The following is a 26,778-nucleotide window of genomic DNA, read 5'->3' as shown; positions in this document are numbered from 1 at the left end:
GCTCCGCCGCCTATCGACCTGAAACATCGCTCCCAATGCAGGTAAGCACCCGTTCGCATAGATCCATCGACCGCGGCTTCACCACGCCCGATGGCTTCTCACCCCGGGCAAGCAGCTTACATCATCAAACCGCTGATCTGGACATCCCCAACGACTCAGTCAAATGGGCTACGCTCATATCCACGTTGTCCCTCTCGCGAATGCGCAGTTGCGTGAAGATCAGTTTGAACAGACGCTCACAAGAACAGTAACTCGGCGGTTTGAGGTTCCGCTCAGCACCAGCGACCTCGCCTCAAACGACCGAGATCTCAATAAAACGATGCCAACGGCTAGCCCGCCGCCGAAATATGGCCGAACTCGGTGGCCTGCCTCTCGAACAGCCCGCGATAGATGCCGCCGGGCCGCTTGGTCAGGGCAACATGCGTGCCCTGCTCGACGATATTGCCGCGATCAAACACCAGGATGCGATCGAGGCTGCGCACCGTCGACAGGCGGTGTGCGATCACGATCGAGGTGCGGCCCTTCATGAGCCGCTCCATCGCCTGCTGGATCAGCGCCTCCGATTCCGAATCTAGGCTCGAGGTCGCCTCGTCCAGGATCAGCACCGGCGCATCGGCCAGGAAGGCGCGCGCCAGCGCCACGCGCTGCCGTTCGCCGCCCGAGAGCTTGACGCCGCGCTCGCCAACCAGCGTGCCGTAGCCCCTCGGCATCCGCAGGATGAATTCGTGCGCGTTGGCAAGCCGCGCCGCCTGCTCGATTGCCTTCAGGTCGGCGCCGGGCTGCCCATAGGCGATGTTCTCGGCAAGCGAGCGGTGGAACAGGATTGGCTCCTGTTGCACGATTGCGATCTGGCTGCGCAGCGATTGCTGCGTGGCCAGCGCGATGTCCTGGCCGTCGATCAGAACGCAACCATCGGAGACTTCGTGGAGCCGCTGCACCAGCTTGACGAAGGTCGTCTTGCCAGCGCCGGAGCGGCCGACGAGACCGACCCGCTCGCCGGCGCGGATCGTCACCGACAGCCCGTCATAGAGCGGCGCGATATGGCCGCCATAGTGGAACGTGACGTCGTCGAACACGATCTCGCCGCCCTCGATCGCGATGGGTCGCGCGCCTGCAGCGTCGGCGATGCCAATCGGCTCGTCGTGGATGGCGACCAGCTCGTCCATATCGTTGACCGAGCGCTGTAGGTTGTTGATGTGCATGCCGACGTCACGCAAATAGCCGTGGATGACATAGTAGCTGGTCAGCACATAGGTGACGTCGCCGGGCGAGGCGTTCCCCGCCATCCACAGCAGGACTGAGCCGCCGATCACCGAGCCGCGCAGGCACAACAGCAGCGAGAGTTGCAACAGGGCAGTGCAATTGTGGCGTAGCCAGGTCCGCTGCACGCGCACGCGCCAGCGGTTGATGACGCGGGCGAGCCGCGCATCCTCACGTGTTTCGGCGCCGAACGACTTGACCACCGCATTGCATGTCAGCGCATCTGCCAGCGTGCCTCCGACCTTGGTGTCCCAAACATTGGAGATGCGCGCGGCCGGCGCGATGTAGCGCGTCGAGAACAGCACTGTTATCGTGATATAGGCGAGCGTGCCGAGCGCGATCACGAGGCCGAGCGAGGTCCAATGCGCGCCGAGCAGGATTGTCGATCCGATCAGCACCAGCACTGAAGGCGCCAGCGCCGCCAAGATGGTATTGTTCAACAGATCGAGCGCCCACATGCCGCGGGTGATCTTGCGCACCGTGGAGCCCGCAAAGGAGTTGGCGTGCCAATCGGTCGAGAAGCGCTGCACGCGGGTGAACGCATCCTGCGCCACGTCAGACATGATCTTCAGCGTGAACGTCACGATCGCCCGCAGGCCGATCAGTCGGAGCACCATCGACGTTGCGCCCAGCGCAACGATAGCGCCGAATGCGATCAATGTCGCATGCCGCGCGTCGGAATTTGACGGGCCGCGCGCCAGCCCATCGATCAGGTGCCCCGAGAACACCGGCATGAAAAGATCGGCGAGGGTCGCACCTAGTAGTCCGCCGGCCACGACAAGGGTACACCCCGGCTGCTTCAGCCAGCGCCGGAACACGAAGGGCAACACGACCCGCATCGCGCTAGGAGGTTTATCAGCTGGAGAGGTCATAGCGCAATCTGGCCAATCTCACCGCGCAAACCTGCTCTATCTGAATTAACCGCAGCGTCGCAAAGGCGCGAGAGATCGCCGGTCCTCGGTCGGCACCCCTTCGCGGAGCGAGACGCTCGACGCCAACAACCCAAGTTGGTCGGACCTGGAAGCCTGGCATTCTTGGCCGATCGGGAACGCCCCGCCTCTTCCACCATACAGCTTCGGCATTTTCTCACACATAGCGTCTTGCTCGCGGCAAGACTCCTCCTTCGAGGGATCGCAGTGATCGGAAAGCAGGGCTTCGCGCGCCTGCTCGGCAATCGCGACGGAGCATCCATCATGGCTTTGCGTGATAAAAAAACGATCGCGTTTGGAGTAACCCTTGTCGTTGCAGACGGCCAGTCAACATGCCCATCAGGCTCGTTCGCGCGCACAGACCTCAATTGCATTCCGATTTCCTCGACGCATGACATGCGCAGCGTCATGCCGCCACGATTGCCATGTGTGCGCCGAAACGATCAATTACTAAGGTTAGTAGTTGACTGGGGCACAACGCGTTCCTTCCGGTGCCGGTAACGCGGTTGTTACAGGCTCTGAGTGAGTACATCCCGTCATCTAGACGAACCCCGGACGTCTTGATTGGCGCCGCCTCGTCGGCGGTAAATTCCGGAAAGTCGTCTTCTCGATCGTGCGTCGGAGGACAGGGCTGGCCCGAGCCATCGGAACGTCTCTAGTCTGAGGGTCAGATTCTGAAAGTCCTCAACCCTTTCAGACAAGAGGCGGCCGTGCAAATTCTGCTCGCATGTCACAATGCGTACGCTTCTCTCTTTCTCACCTCGATTACCGCAGGGTACGCTGTAGGGTTCCTAACGACGGGCTTACGAGGCGTTGCAATACCCTGCGCGCCATTTTTGGATTCGCCGGTCAAGCACCACATTCCGTTCGGCAAGCAATTTGCATCGCGTATCGCGCCTCCGAAACCGGAGGCATTGTCTTAGCTAGAGGGATCATTCTCCATGACTGCAGCCAAGCACGACGCCACCAAGCCGCTGGACATCCAGGCGCTCCTCCTGATCGCTCGATGCGAAGGTGTGGCCACAAAGCCGCGCGACTTCGAAGCTCACGGCGGGTTGAATTCGGCGTCCCATCACGAACGTGACACGGTCATTGGACTATTCAGCCAAGAAGCGAACAGCGACAGCCGCGAGCGTAACCGGTTTGCGAAGCTGGCGTGGTCCCTTCTCAGCCGCCTCACCGATCCATTCCTGTCCTGGGAGCCCATTCATCCTCTCCATTTCATACTCTAAAGCGGATTGTCAGGCGGCCAGCTAAATCGCCGCCGTCCTTAGCAATCCTCTCTGCCTCAGACACAGGAAGATGCGGAACTGCTGCACCGCGTGACGACGTCCAGCTTTTGCAGGCCTTTCGTTCCCTGCGAGCTTGGATCGGTACAGACTGGCGGAGGTAACCAGATTGACTGATTCCAGGAAGGCCCGCACGGGGCTCCGCCGTGCGGGCCTTTTTATTCTCAGTTGTGGCCGGCGTCGTTCGCGAGCGCGATATGGATGATGCTGCCGCCCAATAGAACCACATCGCAATTCGATTTCGCGCGCACGAGGGCCGGTTGCAGCGGTCCAACAACCGGCGTTGTCGCAAGTCGCGCCCGTTACGTTCCGAACCGACGTCGCTTTGGCTCGGTGTTGAACATCATCCAACGGCCGGGGCCAGAAGGACATCCGAACCAGCAAAAGCTGAATCTGCGGTTCTTGAGCGGCGCCTGCATGATCCGGCTCACCGCCGCATGCATTTGACCTTCTCGAAGGAATAGCACGCGATCGAGAAACACCCTTGTGTCGGCAATGCTTGCTCGTGGTACTCGCTCCACACGCACCTGATGAAGATCATATTCGCTAGGAATGTCGCTGTATCGCTACTTGGGCCAATGCAACATCGTCAAACGCCAGCGGCCAGGTAATACAATGAGATCCTCAGCTCTTCTACTGCCCCGGGTGCTGAGATATGGCCCATGGGGATACAACGAGCCTGACAGCGGCATTCCGTCGTCGATCTCGCGTGAATGTGGATAGGCTTGCGTCTCGGTCAACTACCAATCTTCGCAATTGTTCGAGGTGACCGGGCATGTCAAACGGCAGGAAAATCAGCGTCGTGTAGGTCAAACGTGATCTCGTTGATATCGCGCGAAGCGCGCAGCAACGGGTCCATAGCAGCGGAATTTGATGCCGCCTGCATGTGCCGTCCGATTCTGCGACTTACTTATTCGCGTCCCGGCCCAAAAGGTTGGTTTTGCGAACAGATGCGTTTTCGGGAGAATGCCAGCATGACCAAGATATCCTCGATCGACAGTATCATTCCGCAAGCCGACATCGCAAAGCGCGCGGCGCGGATCGGCGCTGAAATCAGGAACTTCAAGCTGTCCGGCGATTTGCCGGCGGAGACAATTACCGCGATCAACAGCCTGCTGCTCGAGCACAAGGTTCTCTTCTTTCGCGATCAGGGCCATCTCGACAACGCAGAGCAGGAGCGCTTTGCCCTTCGTTTCGGAACGCTTATGGCGTATCCGATACTCGCTGCCATCGAGGGAACGGTATCGATGATCGAGCTTGATTCCGCGCGCCCCCCTCGCCGAGCCGACCTCTGGCACAGCGACGGGACCTTCTTCGAGGCTTATCCTAAAATCGCGGTCCTGCGAGGCGTTGTGATCCCCCAATTTGGCGGCGATACGATCTGGTCAAACACCGCGACCGCCTATCTGGACCTCTCCGCGCCTCTGCAACGGCTTGCCGACGAACTCTGGGCGGTTCACAGCAATGCGTTCGACTACTCCGTCATGGCCAACAGCGAGGCCGACAAAAAGCATCTCGACGAGGTGTTCGCCAGGACGGTCTATGAGACCGAGCATCCCGTCGTGCGTGTCCATCCTGAAACCGGAGAACGCGCGCTGGTGCTCGGCGACGTGGTGCAACGGTTGGTTGGCATCCCGAAATATGATGGCCAGAGGCTAATCACCCTTTTCCAGTCCCATATCACCGCGCCCGAAAACACCGTGCGGTGGAGTTGGAAGGTGGGCGATGTGGCGATCTGGGACAACCGCGCCACGCAACATTATGCGGTCAGGGATTACGGCGACCAGCGTCGTGTCGTTCGCCGTGCCACCGTCGCTGGCGAGGTGCCCGTCAGCACCGATGGTCGATTGAGCTCGATGCGCATAAACCCCGCCAAGGAGCCGTCCGCTTAGGTCGCTTAAGGCTCCCCAGAGACGTCAAAGATCCCGCCGACGCAGTCTCTTCCGCTCGTTTGCTCTTACAGCATCCACGAGCGTAGTCCGCTGTCGGCATTGAACAATGTCCATTTCCGGCGGCTGCAGCGATGACCTCTTCGACCGCGATCTCCCTTTTCTCATGCGCGTCCGTGTCGCGCTTTCTGACGCAGCAGCTTCCGGGTTTTGCGAGTGAGCTCCGGACCAATCTGGTCGGCGCACACTCTATCAAGGCCAGCAACAAGGAGGGGAAACTCAGCTCGCATGCGGGCGTGGCGATGAGGGTTCGCACTCGCTCGGCTGCGGCTCCGGTCTTCGCTCAATCAACCATGTCGCAGACCGGGCTTGCCGTCGCCGTATCCTTTGCGGCGAGTCTCGTCTGCGGCTCGGCCTTGGCAGGTGCTGAGAAAGCATCAGACACCAGGAGCGAGGCGCCGGGTGATGCTCCTGGACCAGCAATTCAAAAGCAGAGCGGCGCGACCATCAGTGTCCGAAGCCGTCGGCTCAAACGAACAGCGCCTCTCGCCGCCCGCTCGGCGCCGGCACAACCGATCAATGCCCCTGAATCGAGGCACGATCATCCAGGCAAAGTTGCTGAGACCAGGGCCCCAGACAGGATCGCCCCGTTCGCGAAGTTCGATAACCTGCGTGAGAAAGGCATTTGGCTCAATATACCCGGGCCTGCGGATACGATCGATCAAGACAAGGGCGGGGTGAGGTCCGCGCTGGCGGATCTCGGGATCGGCTATGTGGGCTGGACGCAAAACAGCTTGATCGACAACCGAATGCCGAGTGCATCCAAGAGCACCATCTTCAATCAGCGGTATATTGGCGAGAGTCCGACATTCGGTACCGTAAATTCCATGATCGTGACCTACGATCTCGGCCGATTTGGAATTGCTGATGGTCAGATAACCGTCGGAGCCGAGCAACAATATTGGACCTGGAAGCCCGCCGGGCCAGATCGAGTGGGAATCAATACAATCGCCTATTACCAGACGTTCTTCGACAGGAAGCTCGAACTCAAGATGGGTTACCTCCGAAATCATGACGAATTCTTGGGAATGAATCCGTTCGGACCGACGCCGGTCATCTTGTCCCAAGCTGGAATGAGCAACAATTCCGCGCCGACGCCGGCTCTCAACGTGAAGTACAATCTTGACGATCGCCTCTACAACAAGATTTCGATCCAGCGCTCCGTCAGTCCGGATGGACAATTGGCGCACATGAGCGAAAATCCCACCGGCTTGAACTGGCGCGCGGCCAATGCCGGCATTTTGTTGCTTGATGAATTTGGATACAAGGCCAAGGCGGCTCCGGGATTGCCCGAGACCTGGTTGCGGGCTGGAATCGGTTTCAACGACAGCCGCTATCCGAACTTGGCGGATCCGAGCCAACCGAGAGCCGACGCGAACAGCGCCTATTACTTGGCAGTGGACCGACAGTTTTGGCAATCCGATGCCGAGGGTTCGCCAGCGCGGGGACTCTATGGTGGGTTCTCCGCCATGTACGCTCCGTCTGATGTCAACAAGGTCAGCCGCTATCTCGAGCTTCGTGTTTATGCGAAAGGACTATTCAGCAGCCGGCCCGGTGATCAGATCGCCATTGCTGCCACCAACACCGCTTGGAGCCATCTTGCCGTCGATGCCGCCTTGGCTAAGGGCGATCTCGTCCATCGCGATAGCACGGCGATCTGGGGCAGATACACCGCGCGGCTGGCGCCGGGCGTCTATGCAACGCTCGGCCTGCTCTACATCAATAACCCGACAACCATCACATATTCACGCCAAACCGGACATGCCCTGAACGTCTTGGTGTCGACATCAGTATTCTTCTAGACTAGGGTCTGTTGAGATTCATCTGGAATGGATTACAGCGGTGGCGAGGTAAATCATGGCCTCGAAGCTGCTGTCTGTCTTGTCGCAACGCATTGCTATGCGTTTGAATTCCTTGAGCTTGCCGAAGAAATTTTCGATCAAGTGACGCCATTTGTAAATGTCTTTGTCGATGTCGAGAGGCTGAGCGCGCCTTTGATGTTGCGAGATGACGATCTTGGCCTTGCGTTCGTTCAAGTCTTCGATGATCCAGTTGGAATCAAAAGCCTTGTCGGCGATCAAGCCACCGAACTCGATATCCTTGATCAGGGGCACGACGCCGACGGTGTCAAAGCGATGGCCGGGGAGCAGGATGAACCGCACCAGATTCCCGAGCGCGTCAGTCAGCGCGAGGATTTTGGTGGTCCAGCCGCCTTTTGACTTGCCGATGGCCTGATTTTTGGTCCCCCTTTTGCTCCCTGCCCGTGGCGGTGAACCTTGACGATGGTCGCGTCGACCATGGCGAACTCCATGTCCGGATCATCCGATACGGCATCGAAGATCCGCTTGAAAACACCGGCTTTCACCCAGTCGCGATAGCGTTTGAACACGGTATTCCAGTTGCCGAACGTCGGCGGCAGATCCCGCCATGGGCTGCCCGTGCGGGCGATCCACAGTACAGCTTCCAGAAACAGACGGTTATCGCTTCCACTGCGGCCGGGGTCCCTCGGCTTGCCCAAACAAACCGGCTCCATCTTCGCCCATTGAGCATCTGTCAGAACGAATCGGGGCATGCCAAACTCCTTTCGGAGCTTGAATCACGGACATTCCGTTCTGTGAATCCTGAATCTCAACAGACCCTAGTCCGTTGGTGGATTCAGCCGCGAGTACCACGCCAGAGGCGGCTGCCGAGTTCTGAGCGCGATCTGCGCAAAGACTCCGCCGCCGCAAGGCCACCGGGAGCTTCAGTCCGAGGAGCGAATGGTCCCGTTTACCTGATGCGGCGAGACGACGACCACGGCGGTGGTGTCATCCGCGCCGCGCATGGAGACAACCTCCATTGGCCCATTCGCTTGGCAAGCCCTTCGTCGAGGTTAGTCCTCGCCGGTCTTTTCCGCCCCTCCCATTGATCATTCCCACCTGAAGTGAGCATACCTTTGCGACCGGACATCATCACTAGGCCTTCGTCGGAGGAGACGAGCATGTTCGTGCGTTCGGATGCTCATCGAAGCGGGTCAGCTATTGTCCGCGGGTTTCGCCAAGTTGCGCCACCGAAGGCGCGGCGTGAAGTTGCGACCACCGGAATTCTCTCGCCCGCGCTCTCGCACCGAGTGTCCGTCCTTGTCCTGCACAGACGAACGGAGGCGGCCGTCAAGCCCCTTCCGCGGCGGGCGCGTGAGTCTGGCAGTTGGTCGGACAGACCCGGGCGCAGGCGCCGCAGCCGATACAGGCGCCCTCATCATTCATCACCATGATCTTCTTTTCGATCTCATCGTCCTCGTCGCTGTCAAGTTCGATAAGATCGCCCTCTTCGTTGATCCCTTTTAATATCATGACATGGCGACCACAGACCTTGAAGCAGCGTCCGCATCCGATGCATTTTCCGGAATCGATCGAGACGAGATAATCGGGCATCCAGCCGCGGCCGTCGCGCGTTACAAATGACATGCTTGTATACCTTTACGCCCTTTCCTGCGCCTTGAGATCCTCGCGCTTTTTCTCGAGCTCGGCAAACGCCTCATGTGCTCTTTGCGCCACCGCCATGATCGAGTGCCAGTTGAGCGGCAGCTCCTCTGACAGGTCGTGCAGGTCCATCTTGGCCTGTGTCGCCTTGTCTGACAGCTTCTTGATGTCTGCCTTCAGCCTTTCAAGTTCGCTCATGTGCCGCCCTCAATAATTCGCAGCGTCCGGAAATTTCCGGATCATCCCGACCCCGTCTGCGACATACTTTTCACCCTCGGCGGCGAGCTTCGCAAGATTTTCGAACCCGAAGCGATGCACGTCGCGCAGCTGCTTATTGACGACGATCAGGCGGCCTCCGATCAGCACCATTCGGCCAAAGCCTTCATGATGCATCTTCAGCATCGGCTGGATCATCACGCCGGCCGCCTTCTCGATCGAGAGCGCGACCGCGTTGAAGAACAGCTCCACGCGCCACACCGTGTCTGGATCTGGATCGCCCACGATCGGCAGCGCGTGCCGCGTCTCCTTATCCAGGATATAGGGCTCGAGCAAATCGAGATCGCTCTTGCCCTCCCATGTCCCATGGCTGTCCTCAGCGCGCCAGATCTTGACCAGCTGTTTGACGAACGGCGCGTCAAGAGCAGTATCGGCTTGCCTCGCTTCTGCGGCCTCAGTCATGTGATCCTCATTCCTCGAAATCGAACCTGCGCTCCTTGGCCTTCGCCAGGGCCTTGCGGATCCAGGGGGGCGGCGTCCCGTTCAGCATCCGTTGGAGCTTTTCGAGCAGCGCCAGGATGTTCTCGGGCTTATTCACCTTGATGGGATGGATTTTATTCGCCACCACCCGCGCAGCGCCGGAGCCGCCAATCGCAACGACATAGAGGATGGCGCAATCCTTGATCACCTCGATCTTGGGCGCGAGCTTATCCTCGTTGCCGTCTTCCCTGAGATCGCCATCGAACTGCACCGCCTTCAGAAAGACGTGCCCGTCCGGGCCGACGTCATAGATGACAATGTTCTTGGCCCAGCCGAAATGGGCATCGACGCGCCTCAAATCCTGGGTAGCGAATGCGACCTTCATGCAATCGACCTCTCTGTTGCGTCGGTGAAGCTGCGTCCGGACTTGAGAGGCGGCGTTGAGGCCCGCCAGCTATCGGGGCAGGGTTTATGATTTTCCTCGCGGTCGGCGATGACCAAGTTGGCGAGATGGAAGATCAGATCGCGCGTGCCGCGATACCCAACGGACAGCTGGTGTGCTGCGCCAAGGCGGTCGAACATCGGAAATCCCGCGCGATGAAACGGGATCTTGAGCCGTTCCGCCGCTTGGCGGCCATGCGAATGCGTGATCAATAGATCGCAATTCGCTCTCCGGGCGCGCTCTTCCAGATCCTCAAGATCGCCGATCAGCACCTCCTCCGTCCTTATCCGCTCCAGCACGGGCGAGGGCGTGGTCGTCACGGCCGCCGTGACCTGCGCGCCCATGTCGTGCAGCATGCTGGAGAAGTCGAACAAGAGGTCAGGCTCGGCACCGATCGCGAGCTTACGGCCGCCGATATGGAAATGGGCGTCCAGCATCGCATCGGCGAGCTGTCCGCGCTGGCGCCGATATTTGGTTGGCACAGGGCGGCCGGAGATCTCGCTCAAGAACGCGATGAATTCATCGTTGGGGATGAGGCCACACAATCGCTCGAACAGGCGAAACGGCACCCCGGTCCTGGTCTGCATGGCTTCTGCCGCCCGCCGCATCTGCGCACCGATGGCAATGGTCCAGCCGGACTGGCCCATGCTGGCAATTTCCTCAATGCCGATGCCGCCGATGGTCGTTGACGTAAACTCCTCGGGGATATGCCCGTCCAGCGATCCCGCTAGGTCAGGCAGGAAGCGTGGCTTGAGCCCGAAATCCTCCAGAATCGTTCTGACCTCATCGAGGTCCGCGGGCGTCAGGTGACATCCGGGCAGGACATTCACCCGCGCGGGATCGCGCTCTGCCGCGATCGTCGGCGCGCTGACAAGCACCTCGACCATGCGCGCCACTGCCTTTTCCCAGCCGTCCTGGAACGCATCCTTGAAATCGGGCGTCGAGACATGGACCAGGGGAAATGTGGCGAGTTGCGGATGCTTCTTGCGGATCAGCTTGATGTAGCCGTCGATATCGTCGCCGTTCGTTTCCGTTATCCCGGTCGAGCAGATCCCGATGATCGCCGGCTTGGCTCGATGGTGGATGTTGAGGATGGCTTGCTCGATATTTTCAAACCCGCCGAGCACGGTTGTCACCTCGCTCATCGCGGTGGTCTGCAGCGGGACCGGTTCCTTGAAATGCCGCACGAACAGCGTGAGCCCGAACGACGTGCAGCCTTGCGAACCGTGCAGAAGCGGCATCGCCCCGCGCAGGCCCATGAACGCGAATGCGCCGCCGATGGGCTGGCTCATCTTCAGCGGGTTGACCGTGCAGGCCTTGCTCGGCGTGCTGACGAGAGCCATGACGCCGTCCTATTCCGCGGCCTGCCGCATGGCAGGCGGCTGCGAGACCGACATCGCCTTCAGGATGTCCTGGATCCGGCTCCTGCAGCAGCCGCCGTATGCGTCGGCGTGCTCTCTGACACCCTCGACGCTCGTCAGACCGTGCACGTGGATTGCATCTTCGATCGTTCCTCGATCGACTTTGTTGCAGAGGCAAACCTTTTTCGCGCGGCGGCTCGCCTCCATGAGCGCCGGGGTTTTTGCGGTCTCGGCGGGCTGTCCCTCGCTCTGCGCAAGGGCCAAGCGCATGGGCTGGCCATCCTTGGCGATCCCGTCCCATGGGGCCGGCCGGCGCAGTTGCTCCCACATCGGATTGAACAGCGCCTTGTCGATCTCCTCGACCAGGTTCACGATCCCCAAATAGCCCATATAGGCATGAGAGCGCTCCTGGTTGATGTCGAGCCAGGGCATCGCCGCCTTCAGCGCGACGAATTGCGACTTGCCGCCGGAGAGCATGATGTCCGCTTTTGCGGCCTTCAGCATCCTGTACATATCCCGTGGCGCCATGTCGTCGATCATATGGGCGTCCTGCCCCATCCGCTGCTTGATGCGCTGCTTGTCTTCTTTTGTGGATTTTTTGACGCTGGTGCCGACCAGCTCGAGGCCGGCCTCCTGCAACGCGGCCAGCACGGACCAGGATTTCACGCCACCTGTGATGAGAAGTGCCCTCTTGCCGGCAAGGCGCGGCCTGTAGGATCCGATTTTCGCCCACGCGCGCGCCTCCTCCCGCGCTATGACGGCCTCGGTCCGGCCGATCAGATCTTCCGGGCCCCCGCGCGCGACCAAAACGCGTGCAATGTTGCGCAGTGCGTCGCTGGAGTCCTGGATGCCGTAGAACGAGCCTTCGAAGAACGGGATGCCATAGCGCTCTTGCATCTTGCGCGCCACATTGATCATCGACTTCGAACAGACCAGCATGGCGGCGCGCGCCCGATGCGATGAGGCGACTTCGCGATATTTCCCGTCTCCGGAAATGCAGGAGAGGATGCGGATGCCGAGCTCGTCCAACAGCGGCTTGACCTGCCACAATTCGCCCGAGAGGTTGTATTCGCCGATCAGGTTAATGTCGCAGGACGTGGTGTGGTCCGGCTCTTCGGTGCCGATGACATGATCAAGCAGTGCTTGCCCCGCAAGCTTATTGCCGAGGTTTTTCGACCCTACGAAGCCTGGCGAATTGACCGGAATCACGGGCTTGCCGAACTTCCGGGAAGCCGCTTTGCAGACGGCATTGATGTCGTCGCCGATCATGGCGGGAATGCAGGTCTGATAGACGAAGATCGCCGCCGGATCGTATTTCGCCAAGATCTCCCTGATCGCCTTGTAAAGTCGCTTCTCGCCGCCGAACACGATATCGGTTTCGTTCATGTCAGTGGTGAAGCCGGTGCGCCAGATGCTGGCCCCGGACGAAGCTGCACCGCGGTTGTCCCAGGAATTGCCCTCACAGGCGATGGGTCCGTGCACCAGATGGGCCACATCGGTGAACGGCTGCAGCGCGATCTTGGCGCCGTCGAAGGCGCAACCGCCGGCCGCACTGCCCGGCTTAGGTGGTTTGGTGCAACCCTTCTTGCGGTCAGCCTCCGACTTGTCGGCGTTCTTGGCGCAGCCCGGCTCGTTGAAGACGTCCAGGATTCTGGCCGAAAGCGAACTCATCGGTCTCTCCTCTCAATCGCGATAATGTGAGATCAGCCATCGCGCTTAAGCCATCGCCGATGTTTGCCGGCGATCACTTAGGCGTGTTTCGTCATCAACGAATGATGTCAAAGCTATAGTCCGTGCCTGTAACGCTGGTCTTCCTGTCGATCTCGTCAAAGATCTTGTCGAGGATCTTCACCAAAACGTTCATGCCGCCCTGATAGCCCCACAGCGGAGAACGATGATGATGATGCCGATCAAAAATGGGGAAACCGATGCGGATCAGCGGGGTGCCGGTATCGCGCTCCAGATATTTGCCATGCGTGTTGCCGATCAGGAAGTCGACCGGCTCCGTGAACAGCAGCGAGCGCATGTGCCAGAGGTCCCGCCCCGGATAGGCATGGCAATTCTGCCCGAACGGCGAGCTCGCAAACAATGCCTGCATTTTATCGTGCCAGGCCTTGTTGCCGTTCGTGGACAGCACATGGACCGGTTCGGCGCCGAGTTCGAGCAGGAAGGCAGTCAGCCCATAACATAGGTCTGGATCGCCGTAGATCGCGAATTTCTTGCCGTGGATATGGGCGCTGGAGTCGGCGATCGCGTCGACCAGGCGGCCGCGCTCTCGCGCCAGCGCCTCGGGGATTTCCTTGCCGGTGATGCGCGCTAGCGCCATGAGGAGCTCGTCGGTCGCGGAGACGCCGACCGGATGGTTGAAGGCCAGGACCTCCTGGCCATGGCCGGCGATGAACGCTAGCGTCTTTTCCGTGCACCATTGCTGCGCAGAGATCGTCGCCTTGGCGTGAAGCGCGTTTGCGGCGTCTTCCAACGTGGTGCCGCCGTCATACATCCTGAACTCGCCGTCGGTCGGCGTATCGAACACATCGGAATTGTCCGCGAGAATCGTGTACTGGACATCCATCAAATCGAAGATGCGCTTGATTTCACGGGTGTTGCCAACAGTGTAGCCGTCAAAGCCGCCGATAAAGTTGATCTTCTCGTTGGGAGTGCGCTCGAGCTTCGGCACTGTCCCGGCTTTTCCGTCCCAGAAGTGCTCAAGGATACCTTTCAGCGCATTGTCATAGCCCGTGATGTGGCTGCCGACGAAGGCTGGCGTGTGCGCGAACGGCACATCGAAATCCTGCGGGACCGATCCTTTCTCCTTGGAGGTTTTGATAAAGGCGTTAAGGTCATCCCCGATCACCTCCGCCATGCAGGTCGTGGAGACCGCGATCATCTTGGGCTTGTACATGTTATAGCTGTTGGCGAGCCCATCGGTCATGTTGTTCAGGCCGCCGAACACTGCGGCATCTTCCGTCATTGACGAAGAGACGCAGGAACTCGGCTCCTTGAAGTGCCGCGACAGATGGCTGCGATAATAGGCGACGCAGCCCTGGGAGCCGTGCACGAAGGGCAGTGTGCCCTCGAATCCAACGGAGGCGAAGACTGCGCCGAGCGGCTGGCAAGCCTTGGCCGGGTTTATGGTCAGAGCTTCCCGCGCAAAGTTCTTTTCGCGATATTCGGGCGTCTTCGACCATTCCCTGATGCGTTCGACCTCCGCGGGATCTCGAGCGTTCTCGAACATCTTCTTCTTGTTGGCCAGCATTTGCTGGTATTCCGGACCGCGGAACAGCTCGACATGATCGAGCACGTGTTCTGCATTCTGCGCCATTTCGTGGAAATCCTCTTGAAAATCGTGGTCAATGTCGGCTCGACGTCCCTGAAGAGACGGCGGGGAGGCCAGCTATTCCGCAGCCATGAGCCTTGGTTCTGCGACAGCCTTCCAGGGCGCCTTGGTCTTCCCCCACACGGGCGAGTTGATAGCCATGTCCATGTCGCGCGCGAAGATCGGAAAGCCGTCATAACCGTGGTACGGACCCGAATAGTCCCAGGAGTGCATCTGCCGGAACGGCACCCCCATCTTCTGGAACACATATTTTTCCTTGATGCCCGAGCCGACTAGGTCGGGCTGCATCTTCTCGACAAAGCGCTCGAACTCATAGCCATTGACATCATCGTAGATGAGCGTGCCGTCCTTGACGTAATGCTGGGCGGTGCGCTGATAGTCATCGTTATGGCCAAACTCGTAGCCCGTGCCGATGACTTCCATGCCGAGGTCCTCGTAGGCTCCGATCACATGGCGCGGACGCAATCCGCCGACGAACAGCATCACGGTCTTGCCTTCCAGGCGGGGGCGGTATTTTGCGACGACCGCATCAACAAGCGGCTGGTATTTCGCAATCACCCGCTCGGCTCCTTCCTTGATGCTGTCGTCGAAATAGCTCGCTATCTTGCGCAGTGATTCCGCGATTTTCGAGGGGCCGAAGAAATTGTATTCGCACCACGGAATGCCGAACTTCTCCTCCATGTGACGGGAGATGTAGTTCATCGAGCGGTAGCAATGCAGTATGTTGAGCTTCGCTTTGGGCGTGGCCTCGAGCTCGGCCAGCGACCCGTCTCCGGACCACTGGGCGATGACGCGCAGGCCCATTTCCTCCAGCAGGATTCGAGACGACCAGGCATCACCGCCGATATTATAGTCTCCGATGATCGCAACGTCATAGGGCGTCGACTCGAAGCGGGACTTCTCGGGCGTGAGCCTATCGAAGATCCAATCGCGCACGGCATCGTTGGCGATATGGTGCCCGAGCGACTGCGAGACGCCGCGGAAGCCTTCGCAGCGAACCGGCACGATCGTCTTGCCGCCATATTCCTTCGACTTGGCCTTGGATACCGCCTCGATATCATCGCCGATCAGGCCAATCGGGCATTCGGACTGGATGGTGATGCCGTTGTTCAGCGGGAACAGCTCCTGCAGCTCGTCGATGAGTTTGACGAGCTTCTTGTCACCGCCGAACACGATATCCTTTTCCTGGAAGTCGGACGTGAACTGCAAGGTCACGAACGTATCGATACCGGTCGTGCCGGCGTAATAGTTGCGCCGCGAGCCCCAGGAGTACTGGCCACACCCCACCGGACCATGGCTGATATGGATCATGTCCTTGATCGGCCCCCAGACCACGCCCTTGGAGCCTGCATAGGCGCAGCCGCGGATCGTCATCACGCCGGGGATGGATTTGAGATTGGACTTAACGCCGCAATCCGCCTTCCCTGCCTCGTGAACGTTCAGGTGCTTGGCGCGCCGTTTTGCCGTCTTCTCGGGATAGACCGTCAGCACCTCCTGGATGAGGTCCTTATTGCGGGCCTTGATCTCCTCGATGCTTTCGGTCCTAACGAAGCTCATGCTGATATCCTTTGAGAGTTAGCGCGACGCGTGCTCAGCGAAGAGTTTAGCAACGAGCGTGCCAGCCGCGCGCAAGCGCAAAAACTAGCGGAATTGGAAGCACATAGCTTTGTGGGCAAGCCCGGCCTGACTGTGTTGCAAACCCGACATCGGAAGCTTCCCATAGACGGCTTCGTTTGCGCCTGTTCGATAGAAAACAAGGACCAGCGCGTGTCATTGACCGCGGCTACTCGAATGCAACGCGTTAGCCTTGGGTGGGCTTGGCGCCCGCTCGCGACTCATCATAGCCCGGCGGGCACCAGCTCAAACCGGTTGCATCAGCTGATGCGCTGAGCTGTTAGGCCAGAGAAGCGTCCTGGATGTATCCGCCAGGTCGATGCGTTCTATCAAAACAATGAATTATTCTATTTGGCTGATGAGCAATATGAACGAGCCAGGTGGCATGGTGGGGGCTGTCTAACAAGGAGTATTCGCGATGGACAAACCAATTGTTGGCGGTCCGGGCAGCAATAGTCTCTTTGGCGGCGACGGTAACGATATCATCATCGACCCCAAGGGCGACGACTGGATCGACGGTCGTGCCGGAAACGACGTCATCTCGGCCGGCGAGGGCAATGACCGAGTCTTCGGCGGCCAGGGCAACGACAACGTCTTCGGCGACGAGGGTAACGACTTCCTCTATGGCGACAACGGCCCCGACAAACCGCGAATTGTCAATGAGGGCAATGATAAGCTCTTCGGCGGCGCCGGCGACGACGTCCTCTTCGCTGGTGACGGCAGGGATTCCCTGACGGGAGGCACCGGCAACGACACCTTTGCGTTCCAGTTCCACGACCCGCACCCCGGATTCGACCAACAGTACGGGCCGGCCCCCGACCACACCACGATCGTGGATTTCGACCCGGCACAGGACACCTTCACGTTCGACGCGGTCGGCTTTGGCAGCGACGGGCTCAACGCGAACTTCCTCAATCACGTCAGCCAGCAGTCTGGCAATCAGGTGGACACCTTCTACAGTGGCCCGGCCTCAGGTGCTCACGGGGAACATGTCGTGGTGATCACCGATCGGGGTTTCTCCAACGGCTCTGACGCAGCCAGCGCCATTTCCGCGGCCCCCGGCGACATTATCGCCTACTTTGGGTACAACAGCATGACTGCGAATCTGGCCTACGTCACCTCCGCGAACCACGTAGACGAGTTCGCCCACCTGAGCAATGTGCACAGCGTGGACGGCCTGGCCAGCTTGGGCCTGAGCGCATCGGACTTCACATTCCACTGACCCGCAACCCATGCCGAACCGCGCCCGCCCTGTTCGGGCGGGCGCTTTCGTTTTCCGCTGCTTGCCAGGGCAATGGGCCCGCAGCGTGTTCAGGATGAAGCTGTGTGCCGCGCGCTGGCCGCGGACCCGAGCCTCCTGAAGCTCGTCGGGCAAACACCCCAAAGTTCAATCAATGAGTTTGCTGGCACCATGTGATCTCGCGGCACGGGCTTGATCTCGAATGGCAGCACGCTCCGACCCTCCGGAAGGTCCGTCCCGAACGACGCATCTCTACCGCTTCTTTGATTTGCTCCTGCTGGAGCGCAGCCTCGACCTCGAGGCCTGTTATCCTGATAACCAACGCAGAGGCGACTCTGGCGCTCCAGGCCAATTCTGCCGACGCGCGACGCCTTGCGCCCGCCACGGTCTTGTTCTCGCTGCTTAAACGGTCCTGTGAATGTCAAGAAATTGCTGAATCTGGGCCGGCGACGGACTTGAATCGTATGTAGCGTCAGATTGTAAGTTTTCCGACACGGCCGCGCGACTCTTCGGTCCCGCCAAAACATCCCGACAGCTAGCAAGAATTGCGAATGTCTCAAGCTCTTAAGGTTGCCTCGCAACCTGGTCACGCGCCTCGCGACAGCCGGCAATTTATCGTTTGCGCGGACATTTGCGGCGGTCCGCCGCCACGCTACGGATCAGGTCCGCGCGCAGCATCCGCTACTCTCTTGAAGAATGGCGCGCATCCGCCCCGCCACGGGTAGAACCTGAAAACAAGACTTCCATCGTTTCTTGAAAATCGCTGGTCAGTTCCTTTTCCCCCGGGGCGTCGTTCGTTCTCGCCTGCCCGATCCTTCTTCCCTCTTTCCGGTCCTTCTGGAAGGTCCACTTACTGCCGCAGCAAGGATCAAGCGAGTTGATCGACTGGCGTAGCCGACCGGCGCCGTGTTCGTTCAAGAGCTTGATGAGCTGCTCTTCCGGGAACTGGCTTTACGCATCGTCTTTCTCTCTCGAGAACAGAAGCCCTACCTTAAAGTCGGGTGGTTCAGGGCAGCAGGTCGCCTAGTTTATCCAGAATGCCGTGCCGGCGCGCGAGGCGATCCATGTCGAGGCGGCATTTTTTCCGCATCCAGCTTCTCGGACCCGCCTTGATGGATGACGAAGGCACTGAATTCGCCAGACCGTTGTGGCCGCACAACCGCGGAACTCGGATCGCGAGTGACATCCGTATGGACGAATGGCACTCGCGCGACGCCGACGTATTGGCGCGGATGCGGGCCGCGTGATCGCACGCCATCCCGGTCATCGCAAACTGCAAAGCAAATTCCCCAACCGGTCGTGCCTCAGAACGAGACCATCAAGATCCGTACCGCCCGCTGGCTGCCAGCTTAGGTGCTTGCAACAGCATCGCCTCGACCGCAAGTCTGTCGAAACAGCATCCGACCTGGCCTACGAACCGCGCCATGCTGAACCAACACGCGTTATCGATCCGACTGATTGAGTTGCGCCTGGCTAACCGACGTCACAGTCGGCAGATCTCATGGTGAGTTGGTTGCTTGACCTGTACTTGAACTGAGGGCGCTGTATTACGCCCTGATCTTGATCAAGAAATCGCTGACCTGCCCCTGCAACGATGCGACATTGTTGCTCAAATACTTCATCTTCCCGACGGCCTGGGCTGCCGATGAGCCAGAGGCTCGCGAAACATCGTTGAGTTGGTCAATATCGCGAGACGCGTCGCGCATATCAGCACTGATGTTGGTAATGCTTCTTGAGATGTCGTTCGTCACGATCGACTGCTCCTCTATCGCCGCCGATATGCTGCTCGATATCTCCTGCAACTTGTCGATTATGCCGGCGATGTCACTCATCGCCGCCGTCGCAAGTTCCGTCCTTTGTTGAATGGCAACAATTTGAGCATCAACCTCGCTCGTCGCTTTTGCTGCCTGCGCGGCAAGATTCTTCACTTCACCCGCCACCACTGCAAAGCCTCGCCCGGCCTCGCCGGCGCGTGCTGCCTCGATGGTTGCGTTGAGCGCCAGCAAATTGGTTTGCGAGGCTATGCTCTCGATCATTTGGACGACAGTGCTGATCTTCGTCACCGAAGCGACGAGCTCACCTAATGTGGCCTCAGCGTGCCCGGTCTTGTCGCGCGCAACCTGCGAAATGTTCGCTGCCGTCGAAACCTGTCGGCTGATTTCCGAAATCGAGGCCGAGAACTCCTGAGCGGCCGAAGAGACCGCGGTCGAGTTTCCTTCGGTCTTTTTCACCATTTCGGTCATGGCTTCGGTGCGAAGACAGACATCGTCCGTTGAAGCTGTAATTTCCGATGCGGCCGCTTGCATGTCGTGCATTGAGCTCACCACAACATCGACGACCCGCGACACGTCGCTATCAAATCTTGTCGCAAGACTTAGCCGCTCTTCTCGCATGCGAACCAGGTCGGTTATATCCTGCCAAACACACACCACGACCGGACGGCCGCTGAATTCCGAAACAACAAGACTTATCCTGACCGGAATTGAGGACTGGTCTTTGCGCCGAAGCCACCATTCGATCGCGACGTGGCCTGACCGGGTCACTGCCTCGTTGGTCTGCTCGAACATCTGCGCAACAGTCTTGCCGTTCGGTTGAGGATCCAGCGAGAGCGAGGCGATACTCAACCCTTTCAGCTCTTCTCCACTGGAAAGCCCGAGCATGTGAGCTGCAGCGTCGTTGCCGAGCACGCATTTGTCAGCATCATAGACGGTGATACCGTCCTTGATCGACTCGAAAGCCTTGATGGCCATCGCTTCGTCCAAGGTCACTGCTGATGGCTTCTGCCCTCTCCTCGACGTCACGATGGAAAGGACCAACATAGATCCGCCAAGTACGAGTCCGCCCCAGAAGTGAAGTGATAGGACGCCTGCATTAGCCGCGGCTGTCGCTGCGGGGACAGACAATGCGAGGGCGAGACTTGATATCCGAGTGTGCCACATGTTTCAAACTGCCGGTTAAATCAAACGAAAGTGGTCGTATCGAACCTCGATTAAGACTTCCCTTACGCAAGTGTCCTGTCGGCAGCATTTGCGCGTTCGTACATTTGTCATCTTCTAAACACCGAAACCGACTTCGATCCAACCCAAAGGGGACGAGACAATATTTGATCAAACGGCAGAGGCGACGGCGACGACAAACCTGATGAGTAAGCCCAGCTCGAACTCAGCTATGATTGCTCGTCCTAGAATGAGTTTGGCGATCTGCTTTCGGTTACGATGCGTTCGCATCTCTTCCGGCAATGCTGCAACGGCATGATCATAAATTCGTCCCAGGACCGACAGCTGTTCCGGATCGCATAGGCTGCGGTAGTCCTGTATGACTGGCTCATCTCCACTACCTATGACCTCGCCGCCGGGTCGCTCGTCGCGTTTTGCCCAGAGAGCGAGCGCTGCGGCTATCAGCTCGATTGTGAGCTCATTCAGCAGTTCGGTGGCCTGGCGTACGTTCTTGCCATCGTCAATCAGGCTCCTGATCTCTTCGATTTGTAGCCCAATCCTCTGCTTGAGCTGCCGGACGCTCGAATTGCAGCGATGAAACTGCGCCATGCGCTCTATAGGGTGAGGATCGGCTGGACTGTGCTGCGGACGTGTCCTCACCGGGACCACGAAAAACGCTTGACGCGCCTGTGCGGGTGAATCGCGGTTAGTCGAAGGGTCGGCGCTCAAAGCGTCTTCACTCGATACGCTCGTTTCAGGCGCTCTACTGGCCGATTCCGTAGACCCGTCCCCACTCATAGTCATGACTGCCTCATGCACCCTTCTTGCACGCGAATTTGGAGATTGAGACCTGCCGGCCCGATTGCGCAGGGCTGCCCGACCGCCTGATCAATCGACAAGCGATCTTGACGACCTGCGGTGTCTCAGATCTAAATTCACCGGCGCGCTGACTATCCAGCGTTTAGGTCGATCGGTAAAATCGATTGTTATGATCGAATGTATCCACGCCGTGGATGGACGACAGGAGTTTCGTTCTTCAACTCCAGCGGCGACCCGTGTGGCCGCTTGTCTCTTGATTGACGGCGGACGAATACCACCGCTCACTCCGACATAGTCTGTTTTGACGGGCCGCCCACGAGGATGCTTCCGCGCGCGAACATTCAACGACGAGCCCCGATCAAAGCGCCGATCCTGACGTGGCATAATCGCCTGGCTCTCTTGCTCAACATGTCTGTTGCTGACGATCATCCGCCGCGCGACAGCCGGTTCGGACAATTTCGAAACCGGCCAATGGCCGCCGTCCGCGACGGCCCACTTTTGAGCGTTTGACACCACGAGCCGACATGAAACGTCTCTTATGTCGGGAATACCTCACGCTGGAGCCAGTGAGTCTGGTGATCTTTCCGGACGATCAGCTTTTGCCTGTGCAGGACATCATCTGCTGGACCGATTTGAGCGGTCCCAACAACATCCTGCGCCATCGGAGTCAATCCGGATCAACGGGCAGGCCCAGGCAGAATGGACAGAAGCGTCCCAAGGGTGTGCTGAAAGACGTTGAGCTCGCTTGCGAACCCTGGCCCGCTAATGCGGATGGATCCGGCCACAGTAAAAAGCGCCCGACCCCTTTGGGGCCGGGCGAAGTTCAGTCTGGGAGGAGCGATGCTACAAAACATCGCACCAGCTTCCGTCGGCAGATGGAGGGCTGCCGGCGGTTCATGTACGGCGAGGGCATTCGCCGCTAACTTTGGCGACGAGCAGGCCGATATCCATTAAGAATACAAAGCGCTGTCGCTTCCGACCTTTCCATTGATGGCGCGAGTCGAACAATTCTTCCGAACACTCGCGCGTAGACAAGTCGACACCGACGTTCATGAGACCTTCAACACGTCAAAATGAAGGCCATTGCCGAATGGCGCCCGCCGCAAAGATGCATGATAAGCCAATCAAGAACCGACAATCGGCATCTGAGACGGCCCTCACATGAAACGAGGCAACCCGGCCTGATGATCTATTTCTCCAACTGAGCTTTTCTATCTGCCATTCCGCACAATTGGTAAAATCGATTCTGTCGATGGCGCACATCCAGACAATGAATAGAGAGAACCGCTCCAGGGTCTCGGTCTTGAAATGGAGTTGATCTTGATCTCCTCATCTCATAACAAACGGCCTTCAAGCACGGGAGTGAGGTGGTCATTGCAGATGCGATCTGTTCCCATCTCTCTGCGTTCTCAACCGTTGCGCTGGCGGGATACGGAAACGAAAGCTGCACGTCCGCAAGGAACGCGGCCTGGATGACTTTCGAGAAGCCCGCGCGAATATTCGCGCGTGATTTCTGTTCACCGTGACGGACTCTGAAAGCGGCTCATGCGCTATGGCAAGCTAGATTATCGAAACGGCGACTTGCCGCGCGGGGACCCGCAGTTGGTTAAAATGAACGCACAAGAGATCACCAAGCCACAGACTCGCACGCTGCCGCGGCACCTGCGGCGGCTCGAGGCCGAGTCCATCGAGATTATGCGCGAAGTCGTTGCCGCATTTCGAAAGCCCGTAATGCTTTATTCGAGCGGCAAGGATTCGAGCGTCATGCTGCACCTGGCGCAGAAGGCCTTCTATCCGGCGAAGGTCCCGTTTCCGCTGTTGCATGTCGACACAACCTGGAAGTTTCGCGAGATGATCAGCTTTCGCGACGAGACGGCCCAACGTCTCGGCATCGACCTGATCGTTCATGTGAACCGGGACGGGATCAAGCGCGGCATCAACCCGATCGATTCCGGATCGACGCTGCATACCCAGGTGATGAAGACAGACGCACTCAAGCAGGCGCTCGACCTCTACGGCTTCGACGCAGCGTTCGGTGGCGCCCGGCGCGACGAGGAAAGGAGCCGGGCGAAGGAGCGCATCTTCTCCTTCCGTTCGCATGGACATGTCTGGGACCCGCGCAACCAGAGGCCGGAGCTGTGGAATCTCTTCAACACCCGCAGCCGCAAAGGCGAGACAATGCGCGTGTTTGCCATTTCAAATTGGACGGAGCTCGATGTCTGGGAATACATCATGCTGGAAAACATTCCCGTAGTTCCGCTTTATTTCGCAAAAATGCGCTGGGTGGTCCATCGCAATGGCGCGCTGATCATGGTGGATGACGAGCGCCTGCCTTTGGCTCCGAACGAGACACCGGAGCTTAAGATGATGCGTTTCCGCACACTTGGTTGCTATCCGCTGAGCGGCGCCATCGAGTCCGACGCCGCCACCATCAAAGACATCGTTGCGGAAATGCAGGTTGCGACACGTTCCGAGCGTCAGGGGCGGCTGATCGATACCGATGAAGCGGCCTCGATGGAGAAAAAGAAGCGGGAAGGCTACTTCTGAATGGATACTGATGCGCTGCGAGAGCTCCCCTTCACCAGCAGCAAGGATCAGCTGTGCTTCATCACCTGCGGCTCGGTGGACGATGGAAAGTCGACGCTAATCGGCCGGCTTCTGCACGACGGCAGGGGGATCTATGAGGATCAGCTGCAGGCGCTTGCGCGCGACAGCGTCAAGCACGGCACAACTGGGGATGCTATCGACTTGGCCCTGCTGGTCGATGGACTTGAGGCTGAACGCGAACAGGGCATCACCATCGATGTCGGCTATCGCTTCTTCACCACGCTGCGCCGATCCTTCATGGTGGCCGATACGCCCGGTCACGAACGATATACGCGTAACATGGCGACCGGCGCTTCCAACGCCCAGCTCGCGGTCATCCTCATCGATGCGCGCAAAGGCGTCCTGGTGCAGACAAAGCGCCACTCCTACATTTGCGCGCTCTTGGGCATCCGGCACGTGGTCGTGGCCCTGAACAAGATGGATCTGGTCGATTACCGCAAGGAGGTTTTTGATCGCATCATGGCCGACTATGTCAGGTTCGCTTCGAACCTTGGCTTTACGTCGATCGCGGCTGTCCCGATCTCCGCGCGATACGGCGACAACATCATCAACCGGTCCCGCAATACCGACTGGTTTCACGGCCCTTGCCTGTTGGACTATCTCGAAAGCATCGACATCCAGTCCAACACGGCTGGCTTGCCCTTCCGTTTTCCGGTACAATGGGTGAGCCGGCCAAATTTGGATTTCCGCGGCTACGCTGGAACCGTGGTCTCTGGCAGCATTGCCGTTGGCGACGAAATCGTCGTTCCAGCATCGGGACGCAATTCGCGCGTCAAGCAGATCGTGACGTACGATGGCGAGCTTGTGCGTGCCGAAGCCGGCGATGCGGTGACCATTACGCTGACCGACGAAATCGACATCGGCCGCGGGGATGTCATCGCCAAGCCCAGGGAACGACCGGAGGTCGCTGATCAGTTTGCCGCCCACGTGATCTGGATGGATCAGGAGGACATAGTGCCAGGCCGGTCCTATGCCTTCCGGATCGGCACGCAATCGATTGCGTCCGGCAGCATCACCGCGATGAAATACAGGATCGACGTCAACACGGGCGCGCATGTGGCGGCCCGAACTTTGCGCCTCAATGAAATCGGCTTCTGCAAGATTGCAACCGTACTGCCGGCAACCTTCGACGCCTATGAAGCGAACCGGCGTACCGGCTCCTTCATCGTGATCGATCGCGACACCAACAGGACCGTCGGCGCCGGCATGATTGCGTTTCCCTTGCGGCGTGCCGCAAAGGCCTGCCAGCCGCTCTCACTCGGGAAGAAGGAGCGCGCCGCTCTCAAGCACCAAAGACCCTGCATCATCTGGCTTACCGGGCTTCCCGGCGCGGGCAAGTCGACCATCGCCAACGTCGTCGACCAGAAGTTATTTGTGATGTCATATCACACCATGCTCTTGGACGGCGACAATCTCAGGCACGGTGTCAATCGAGATCTCGGCTTCACCGAATCCGATCGGATTGAAAACATCCCCCGCGCCGGCGAAGTTGCCAAACTGATGGTCGATAGTGGCTTGCTCGTGATCTGCTCATTCATCTCGCCCTACAAGGCTGAACGAGACATGGTGCGCGATCTCGTGGGCGACGGCGAATTCATCGAGGTCTTTGTCGATACGCCGATCGGCGAATGCGTGCGGCGCGATCCGAAGGGGCTCTACGCCAAGGCGAAATCGGGCATGATCAAGAATTTCACCGGCATCGATGCGCCATACGAGGCGCCGAGCGCGCCGGAGATCCATTTGACAACACTGAACCAGCAGCCGGAACGGTTGGCCGATACGGTGCTAAACTGCCTGGCCGCACGAGGGATCATCGTGCCGACGAACCGGACGGAGAATTAGCCGGCTCGGCTGTGAGAGCTGTTTGCCGTCGGACTGACATTTCTCACCTCCAACCTGACCTGGCTGATCGGACCAAACACCACGCCGTCACATGATGCCAAGCTGCTGCACCATCGGCCGACGTCGAGCTTTGCGGGCTTTACATCGCTAGCGAGCCTGGATCGGTCTAGGCTGGCCCGACATTCTCCAGCATGAAAGGCGCGGTCGGAGGCGGCGCGCTCGCTTTGGCTTCTCTGGTAACGTCATGCCTTTCCTGCGCCAGTCGGCACATTGACCAACAGCTGACTACCGTCGCTGTTGTAAAGGGCGCCTTGGTGTTGTGGTAGAGCTCGTCTCCGGCACTAGCTTTAGCCACACATGCTCGTGTCTCCGGTTCAGACGGCGTTGTGGATCAATCGCGCGGCCTGCGAGCCCGGCTCGCTACATCGGGCCGCGTGGGATAGGTACGCCTTGGCCTTTGCTGCTGAAGTGCGACAAGGTTCTGAGCAGTTCTTGGCAAACGACTCTGCTGCCGAATTAAGCGTCCGCGTGATGTCGCACCTACCAAAACGAGCTGCTTGCATTCGGCGTTACTCCGCCCGTTCGGGTACTTTAGGCGGAACAATGTCGCCGCAGAAAGATTGATTGATCACCTCTAGCACGCGCTCTTGGACGGAGCTGCAGGCCCCACGATCTACGGGGACTCGGTCGGTCGTTACACAACTCCTCTCGACTTCGTTCTGGACAACGCGAACCCACCAAAGAAATCGCATTCCAAGCTTCAGTGTCACCTCCGCTAAACATGTTTCCTATATGTGTCGGGCGTGACGGCAAACAAGCCGATTGCACCAATCACTAGACGAAACGGGCTTATCGAACGATGGGTTTCGGCGGATCTTCTCAGGAACACTGGGTGAGAGCCGAAGCCAACGCGCACAGATTTGATCCGTTGGATGAGCCTCATGACAGCTGCGAATTCAGATGCTCACCTGCGTGCCGTGTTGAGGCGCGTCCTGG

The 26,778-nt window shown here is 59.0% G+C and carries 19 protein-coding genes and 1 pseudogene; 7 read left to right on the top strand and 13 right to left on the bottom strand.

Annotated elements, in window-relative coordinates:
- Positions 1-329: 329 nt before the first annotated feature.
- Entirely contained in the window at positions 330-2,132 is a 1,803-nt protein-coding gene (locus tag JJE66_RS15980) for an ABC transporter ATP-binding protein (RefSeq protein WP_200515144.1), read from the bottom strand.
- A 998-nt stretch (positions 2,133-3,130) separates the two neighbouring features.
- Between JJE66_RS15980 and JJE66_RS15975 the strand changes: the two genes are divergently transcribed.
- From JJE66_RS15975 to JJE66_RS15965, 3 genes are all read left to right on the top strand, one after another.
- Positions 3,131-3,421 carry a hypothetical protein gene (locus JJE66_RS15975; protein ID WP_200515143.1) on the top strand — a complete coding sequence of 97 codons (291 nt, stop codon included), beginning with the start codon at positions 3,131-3,133 and terminating at the stop codon, positions 3,419-3,421.
- 1,031 nt (positions 3,422-4,452) lie between these two features.
- Complete coding sequence (locus tag JJE66_RS15970; RefSeq protein WP_200515142.1) at positions 4,453-5,370, top strand: TauD/TfdA family dioxygenase; 918 nt, start codon at positions 4,453-4,455, stop codon at positions 5,368-5,370.
- Between the two features lie 131 nt (positions 5,371-5,501).
- Entirely contained in the window at positions 5,502-7,229 is a 1,728-nt protein-coding gene (locus JJE66_RS15965; protein ID WP_246756223.1) for a carbohydrate porin, read from the top strand.
- 87 nt (positions 7,230-7,316) lie between these two features.
- Here JJE66_RS15965 and JJE66_RS15960 read toward each other — a convergent pair.
- The 9 genes and pseudogenes from JJE66_RS15960 to nifD form a co-directional block, all read right to left on the bottom strand.
- Positions 7,317-7,960 (bottom strand): annotated as a pseudogene (locus tag JJE66_RS15960) (IS5 family transposase); the annotation flags it as partial.
- A gap of 616 nt (positions 7,961-8,576) precedes the next feature.
- On the bottom strand, positions 8,577-8,873 hold the full coding sequence (gene fdxB, locus JJE66_RS15955; protein WP_200515141.1) for a ferredoxin III, nif-specific: 297 nt from the start codon (positions 8,871-8,873) through the stop codon (positions 8,577-8,579).
- A 12-nt stretch (positions 8,874-8,885) separates the two neighbouring features.
- Positions 8,886-9,086 carry a CCE_0567 family metalloprotein gene (locus JJE66_RS15950; protein ID WP_200515140.1) on the bottom strand — a complete coding sequence of 67 codons (201 nt, stop codon included), beginning with the start codon at positions 9,084-9,086 and terminating at the stop codon, positions 8,886-8,888.
- Between the two features lie 9 nt (positions 9,087-9,095).
- Entirely contained in the window at positions 9,096-9,566 is a 471-nt protein-coding gene (locus JJE66_RS15945) for a NifX-associated nitrogen fixation protein (RefSeq protein WP_200515139.1), read from the bottom strand.
- A 7-nt stretch (positions 9,567-9,573) separates the two neighbouring features.
- Positions 9,574-9,969 (bottom strand): nitrogen fixation protein NifX, encoded by a 396-nt coding sequence (gene nifX / locus JJE66_RS15940; RefSeq protein ID WP_200515138.1) that lies wholly within the window; start codon positions 9,967-9,969, stop codon positions 9,574-9,576.
- On the bottom strand, positions 9,966-11,369 hold the full coding sequence (gene nifN / locus JJE66_RS15935; protein WP_200515137.1) for a nitrogenase iron-molybdenum cofactor biosynthesis protein NifN: 1,404 nt from the start codon (positions 11,367-11,369) through the stop codon (positions 9,966-9,968). Before nifN ends, nifX begins: the two co-directional genes overlap by 4 nt.
- 9 nt (positions 11,370-11,378) lie before the next feature.
- The gene (gene nifE, locus JJE66_RS15930) at positions 11,379-13,058 is read right to left on the bottom strand and encodes a nitrogenase iron-molybdenum cofactor biosynthesis protein NifE (protein WP_200515136.1); all 1,680 of its coding nucleotides are present in this window, start codon (positions 13,056-13,058) and stop codon (positions 11,379-11,381) included.
- A gap of 94 nt (positions 13,059-13,152) precedes the next feature.
- Positions 13,153-14,709, bottom strand: coding sequence for a nitrogenase molybdenum-iron protein subunit beta (gene nifK, locus JJE66_RS15925; protein WP_200515135.1), 1,557 nt, complete (start codon positions 14,707-14,709; stop codon positions 13,153-13,155).
- Between the two features lie 72 nt (positions 14,710-14,781).
- Positions 14,782-16,281 carry a nitrogenase molybdenum-iron protein alpha chain gene (nifD, locus tag JJE66_RS15920; RefSeq protein WP_200515134.1) on the bottom strand — a complete coding sequence of 500 codons (1,500 nt, stop codon included), beginning with the start codon at positions 16,279-16,281 and terminating at the stop codon, positions 14,782-14,784.
- 475 nt (positions 16,282-16,756) lie between these two features.
- Here nifD and JJE66_RS15915 point away from each other — a divergent pair, with 475 nt between their 5' ends.
- A complete protein-coding gene (locus JJE66_RS15915; protein WP_200515133.1) occupies positions 16,757-17,560 on the top strand; it encodes a calcium-binding protein in 804 nt (267 codons plus the stop codon).
- Positions 17,561-18,584: 1,024 nt separating this feature from the next.
- Here the strand turns inward: JJE66_RS15915 and JJE66_RS15910 are convergent.
- The 3 genes from JJE66_RS15910 to JJE66_RS15900 all read right to left on the bottom strand — a co-directional run bounded on the left by JJE66_RS15910 (position 18,585) and on the right by JJE66_RS15900 (position 21,123).
- A complete protein-coding gene (locus JJE66_RS15910; RefSeq protein WP_200515132.1) occupies positions 18,585-18,857 on the bottom strand; it encodes a hypothetical protein in 273 nt (90 codons plus the stop codon).
- Positions 18,858-19,125: 268 nt separating this feature from the next.
- Complete coding sequence (locus tag JJE66_RS15905) at positions 19,126-20,328, bottom strand: methyl-accepting chemotaxis protein (protein WP_200515131.1); 1,203 nt, start codon at positions 20,326-20,328, stop codon at positions 19,126-19,128.
- A 357-nt stretch (positions 20,329-20,685) separates the two neighbouring features.
- Entirely contained in the window at positions 20,686-21,123 is a 438-nt protein-coding gene (locus JJE66_RS15900) for a NolY (protein WP_200515130.1), read from the bottom strand.
- Positions 21,124-21,857: 734 nt separating this feature from the next.
- Here JJE66_RS15900 and JJE66_RS15895 point away from each other — a divergent pair.
- From JJE66_RS15895 to cysN, 3 genes are all read left to right on the top strand, one after another.
- Positions 21,858-22,256, top strand: a complete 399-nt coding sequence (locus JJE66_RS15895; RefSeq protein WP_200515129.1) for a hypothetical protein — start codon at positions 21,858-21,860, stop codon at positions 22,254-22,256.
- Positions 22,257-22,944: 688 nt separating this feature from the next.
- Positions 22,945-23,880, top strand: a complete 936-nt coding sequence (gene cysD, locus JJE66_RS15890) for a sulfate adenylyltransferase subunit CysD (protein ID WP_200515387.1) — start codon at positions 22,945-22,947, stop codon at positions 23,878-23,880.
- Positions 23,881-25,782: a sulfate adenylyltransferase subunit CysN gene (cysN, locus tag JJE66_RS15885; RefSeq protein ID WP_200515128.1), complete on the top strand. Its 1,902-nt coding sequence runs from the start codon at positions 23,881-23,883 to the stop codon at positions 25,780-25,782.
- The last annotated feature ends 996 nt before the right edge of the window (positions 25,783-26,778 follow it).

The organism is Bradyrhizobium diazoefficiens (assembly GCF_016612535.1).
Taxonomy (GTDB): Bacteria; Pseudomonadota; Alphaproteobacteria; order Rhizobiales; family Xanthobacteraceae; genus Bradyrhizobium; species Bradyrhizobium diazoefficiens_C.
Note: the sequence above shows the minus strand (reverse complement) of the source record. Positions and strands in the feature narration are given on the sequence as shown.